Origin of the sequence: Nocardia sp. NPDC060220 (assembly GCF_042727815.1) — a bacterium.
GTDB lineage: Bacteria > Actinomycetota > Actinomycetes > Mycobacteriales > Mycobacteriaceae > Nocardia.
Window position 1 is genome coordinate 1 of record NZ_JBHWZY010000442.1, and the last position, 4618, is coordinate 4618.

Annotated in this window: 7 protein-coding genes; 5 read left to right on the plus strand and 2 right to left on the minus strand. The window is 68.4% G+C overall.

The features are described 5' to 3' along the window. The 5 genes from ACFWF3_RS21895 to ACFWF3_RS21915 all read left to right on the plus strand — a co-directional run. A partial coding sequence (locus tag ACFWF3_RS21895; RefSeq protein ID WP_379315071.1) for a DNA glycosylase AlkZ-like family protein occupies window positions 1–576 on the plus strand: 576 nt, incomplete at its 5' end. Window positions 577–625: 49 nt separating this feature from the next. Further along, on the plus strand, window positions 626–1705 hold the full coding sequence (locus tag ACFWF3_RS21900) for a dihydrodipicolinate reductase (protein ID WP_379315072.1): 1080 nt from the start codon (window positions 626–628) through the stop codon (window positions 1703–1705). Next, window positions 1702–2181, plus strand: coding sequence for a carboxymuconolactone decarboxylase family protein (locus tag ACFWF3_RS21905; RefSeq protein ID WP_378991755.1), 480 nt, complete (start codon window positions 1702–1704; stop codon window positions 2179–2181). Before ACFWF3_RS21900 ends, ACFWF3_RS21905 begins: the two co-directional genes overlap by 4 nt. 98 nt (window positions 2182–2279) lie before the next feature. After that, the gene (locus ACFWF3_RS21910; RefSeq protein WP_379315073.1) at window positions 2280–2690 is read left to right on the plus strand and encodes an NUDIX domain-containing protein; all 411 of its coding nucleotides are present in this window, start codon (window positions 2280–2282) and stop codon (window positions 2688–2690) included. Next, a complete protein-coding gene (locus ACFWF3_RS21915; protein ID WP_379315074.1) occupies window positions 2687–3178 on the plus strand; it encodes a hypothetical protein in 492 nt (163 codons plus the stop codon). Before ACFWF3_RS21910 ends, ACFWF3_RS21915 begins: the two co-directional genes overlap by 4 nt. A 9-nt stretch (window positions 3179–3187) precedes the next feature. Here ACFWF3_RS21915 and ACFWF3_RS21920 read toward each other — a convergent pair whose 3' ends face one another. Together ACFWF3_RS21920 and ACFWF3_RS21925 are read right to left on the minus strand one after the other, a co-directional pair. Then, window positions 3188–3973: a MerR family transcriptional regulator gene (locus tag ACFWF3_RS21920; RefSeq protein ID WP_379315075.1), complete on the minus strand. Its 786-nt coding sequence runs from the start codon at window positions 3971–3973 to the stop codon at window positions 3188–3190. Window positions 3974–4086: 113 nt separating this feature from the next. Further along, window positions 4087–4618 (minus strand): serine hydrolase (locus ACFWF3_RS21925; RefSeq protein WP_379315076.1); only part of this gene is annotated, 532 nt, incomplete at its 5' end.

Consider the following 4618-nt stretch of genomic DNA (forward strand, 5'->3'; position numbering starts at 1 on the left):
AGCAAGGTCACCTTCACCGCGCCGGGCGACCTGACTCCCGGGTGGAAGGGCATCCCGGAACCCGATATCGCCGCACCGGCGCTGATCCGCGCTTATCTCGGCGCGTACGGTCCCGCGACCCCGGCGGCCTTCGACGCGTGGCTCAGTCGCAACAGCGTGCGCAAAACCGTGCTGCGCGGGTGGTTCGCGGCGATGGGTGACGCGCTGACCGAGGTCGACGTCGAAGGACGGATCGGCTGGATTCCGAGCGAGTTCGCCGACGATCTCGCCGCGGCGACTCTCGACGGCGGTGTCCATCTGCTCGGTCCGTTCGACCAGTACGTACTGGGACCCGGTACCGCCGACACCGTGCTGCTGCCCGCCGAGCACCGGTCGAAGGTGAGCAGGACGGCGGGCTGGATCTCGCCGCTGGTGCTGGTCGACGGTCGCATCGTGGGCACCTGGGAACAGATCGACGATGAGGTCGTGGTGTCGAAGTTCGACGCGCGCAAGGTGGCGAAGCGCGACCTGACCGCAGCGGTGAACCGGCTGGCAGCGGCTACCGGCACACCAGGGCTGGGCGTCCGCGCGAGCTGAGATTTCGGATACGCCAGACGACGAACCAAGCGCTTGCTACGGTGGCTCGATGATCCCCACGATCGTCTGGGGCACCGGAAACGTCGGCCGCGCGGCCATCCGTGCCGTGGCTGCCCATCCGGCGCTGGTTCTCACCGGGGTGCTCGTGCACAACCCCGACAAAGTCGGCCGAGACGCGGGCACGCTCGCAGGCCTCGACACCGAATTGGGGGTGGCCGCCGTCGACGACATCGACGCGCTACTCGCCACCGGACCCCAGGCGGTGGTGTACGCGGCGTCCGGAGACATCCGGCCCGACGACGCGCTCGCCGACATCGTGCGGGCGATCCGGGCCGGCGCCGTCGTGGTCACCCCGGCCCTCTACGCCCTCTACGATCCGCGCAACGCACCGGCCGAAATGCGCGAGCCGGTGCTGGAAGCCATTGCCGCGGGCGGTGGTTCGCTGTTCGTCTCCGGGGTGGATCCCGGCTGGGGCAACGATGTGCTGCCGCTGTTGATCAGCGGGCTCGCCGCCACCATCGACGTGGTGCGCTGCCAGGAGATCTTCGACTACTCCACCTACGACCAACCCGACTCGGTGCGCTACCTCGTCGGAATGGGACAGCCGATGGACTACCAGCCGCCGATGCTGATGGCGAGCGTGCCGACGATGGTGTGGGGCGGCCAGATCCGGCTGATGGCCAGAGCATTGGGTGTCGAACTCGACGAGATCCGCGAAACCGTCGACCGGCGCGCCCTCGACGCGACAGTGCAGACCACCCAGATGGGGGCGTTCGACGCGGGCACGCAGGGGGCGGTGCGGTTCGAGGTGCAAGGCATCGTCGACGGGCAGGCGCGCATCGTGATCGAGCACGTCACCCGCATCCATCCCCGCTGCGCACCGGACTGGCCGACACCACCCGACGGTGACGGTGCCCACCGGGTGATCATCGAGGGTTCGCCACGCATCGAGGTCAGCGTCGAAGCGACCGATGAAGGCGGCAATCGCGCGGCGGGCGGAAACGCCACGGCGGTGGGACGTTTGGTCAATGCCATCGACTGGCTGGTCGAGGCGCCGCCCGGTCTCTATGACGCACTCGATGTGCCGCTGCGCGCCGCGGTCGGCAAACTCGGAAGGACACCACGATGATCATCGACATTCCCGAGGGCAAAGATCCCATCGGCTACGTATGGGGCGAGATGGTGCCCGGCATCGGCGTCGCCGCAGCGGCATTCTCGCTGTCGGTCTACGAGCACTCCACCCTCGGCCTGCGTGAATTCGAAGCGGCCCGGTTGCGGATCGCCCAGATCAACGGCTGCCTGTTCTGTCAGGACTGGCGCACCGAACGCGACGGACAGAAGGTCGAAGCGGAATTCCCCGATGCCGTCACCCACTGGCGTGACACCGACCGGTTCGACGAACGGACCCGCCTCGCCGCCGAATACGCCGAGCGCTACGCCACCGACCACCACGGCCTCGACGACGAATTCTGGGCCAGGATGTTCGCCGAGTACTCCCAGGCCGAGGTGGTGGAGCTGAGCATGAGCATCGGTTCCTGGCTGGCGTTCGGCCGCCTCAACCGGGTGCTCGGGCTGGACACCGTGTGCGTGCTGCCCGGCCACTGACCGCCGGGTGCGCCAGAGGTAGCACCGCCTCGCCGGCGGCCGGGCGCCAGGGACTGGGCAACACCGTCGCGCCCGCGCCGATTAAGCTGCGGGCCGTGATGGAACCTGCGAGAGAGCAGCTCATCGATACGGTGGCCTGGGTGCTGATCGAGAACGGTCGCATCCTGTGTGCCCGCCCGCGCGGCAAGGACGTGTTCTTCATCCCCGGCGGCAAACGGGAAGGCGTCGAGACCGACCTGCAGACTTTGGTCCGCGAGGTCGCCGAAGAACTGACCGTCGAGCTCACGCCCGACAGCGCCACCCACGTCGGCACCTATGAGGCCGCGATCGCCGACGGGCACGACACCGTCGTCCGGATGGCGTGCTACACCGCCGACTATCGCGGGGTGCTCACGGCAAGCAGCGAGATCGAGGCGCTGGCCTGGTTCGGATTCGGTGACCGCGATCTGGTTCCCCCGGTCGACCAGTTGTTGTTCGACGACCTCGCGGCGGCCGGGTCGCTGCGGTGATCGGCACGGTGGCACGGTCGGCGTTCTACGAACTGCTGGCACTGCCACTGGCCTTCACCCGGGTGCGGACCCGGCTGCGGGTGCCGCGACTGCTCTTGCGCGAACCTGTCGGCGCCCACGATATTTCCCTGCGACGCTGCCTGATCCAATCGGTGCTCTCCGGTGGTGTCGGGCTGCTCGGCTGGTTCCTCGCGATGCTCAGCGTGCTGGTTCTGGTGCGTGGGTTCGCCTATCCGTTGGTCGCCGCCGACAGTTACCAGACCTCGTGGGGCGGGCCGACGCTGGCGGGCGCGTGGCTGGTGCACGCGGTGTCGGGTGCGTTGATCGCGCCGGCATTCGTCGCGGTGATCGCCCTGTGCGGCCGGTTACAGCTGCGGGTGACGCGGACTGTGCTCGGCGGTGACCGGTCGTGGTGGGCGATTCCGGTCGCCCTGGTTCTCGTGGCGGCGGGCGGGTTGTTCTTCGTCGCGTGGGTGCGGCAGATCTGAGCGTGCGGGTCAGCGAGATCCGGGGATGTAGACGCCGGCGGCCCGCAGCTTCGCCTCGACAAGGGCCGAGAGCCGGGCCGGGGCCGATTCCTGCTCTTCGCCGTGGTGGCGGATCAATTTGTAGCGTGTCGCGGCGTCTGTGCGGGCTTGCAGGCCCGTCACGATCTTCAGCTGGTCGGGGTGGGCGAGATAGTGCTCGGCCAGCGCGGTAGCCACTTCCTCGACGCGCGGGTCGTCCGGTACCCAGCTGGCCGATTCCGAGGCGCGCCTGCTCAGGGCGAGGAACTCGGTGTCTTCGAGGGCGTTCTCGACATTGGTGAGGTAATCGTCGAAGCCCTCCGGGACGAGCGCTCTGGCCAGCACCCACCCTTCCCTGGCCGCTGCCACCTCCGCCGGGGGAAAGCCGAGGCCGGGTAGGCGCGCGAGCAGCTCCACCGCGCGGTCGGGCAGCAGCGTGCGGTCGCCGTCGGCCAGCCGGTGCAGCGTGTCTCGGCGCACGATCAGTTCCTCGATCCGCTCGGTGAGACGCCGTTCGACGTCGGCGAGCTCGGTGGCGAACGCGTCGGCGTCGGCGTCGGCGTCGAGCAGCGATCCGATCTCGGCCAGTGGAACTCCGGCGGCGGCGAGGGTTCTGACCTGCACCAACCGCAAAAGTTCGGCCGAACCGTAGCGCCGGTAGCCGGAGCTGTCGCGGGCCGGTTCGTCGAGCAGACCGTTCTTCTCGTAGTGCCGCACGGTCTTGATCGTGACACCGGCGAAAACCGCGGCCTGGCCGATCGTGACGCCGTTCATCATCTGCTCAGTCCGCCTTGTTCGAGGTAGTCCTACTCAGAAAGTTGACCTTGATGGTGCGTCGAGGTCAAGCATCCGGGGCCGAGAGCAGCTGGGCGCGACCCCGGAAGGTGCGTTCAGGCCGTAGCGGCACCGAACACTTCGTCGAGCAGTCGCTGCGTCGCGGCCTGGAACGTCGCCGACATCGACAGGTCGGCGTCGTCGATGTAGTTGAGTGCGGCGGTCATGGTCTTGGTGCCGTCGAGCGTGCTGTACATCAGCGCCGCATGGCCACCGTGGCCGCCGTTGTGGGTGATGACGGTGCCGGTCTCGGTCTGCTGGACGAACACCCCAAGGCCGTAGCCGACCTTGGCTTCGGGGGTGAGCATCTCGGCCAGCAGCGGGGCGGGCAGCAGCGTGCCGTGCAGCAGTGCGGAGAGGAAGGTGTGCAGGTCCTTGCTGGTCGAGATCATGTCGCCGCCGCTGGAAATCCAGGACGGGTTCTGGGAGGTGACGTCGATCGTCTGCTCCACCCCGGCGTCGTCATAGCGGTAGTAGGCGTGGGCGTGCGGTCCGCCGATCTCGGTCGAGGTCTCCGGCACGACGGTGTCGCAGAGCCCGAGCGGGCCCAGGATCAGTCGCTGCATCTCCTCGGCCAGCGAGTGACCG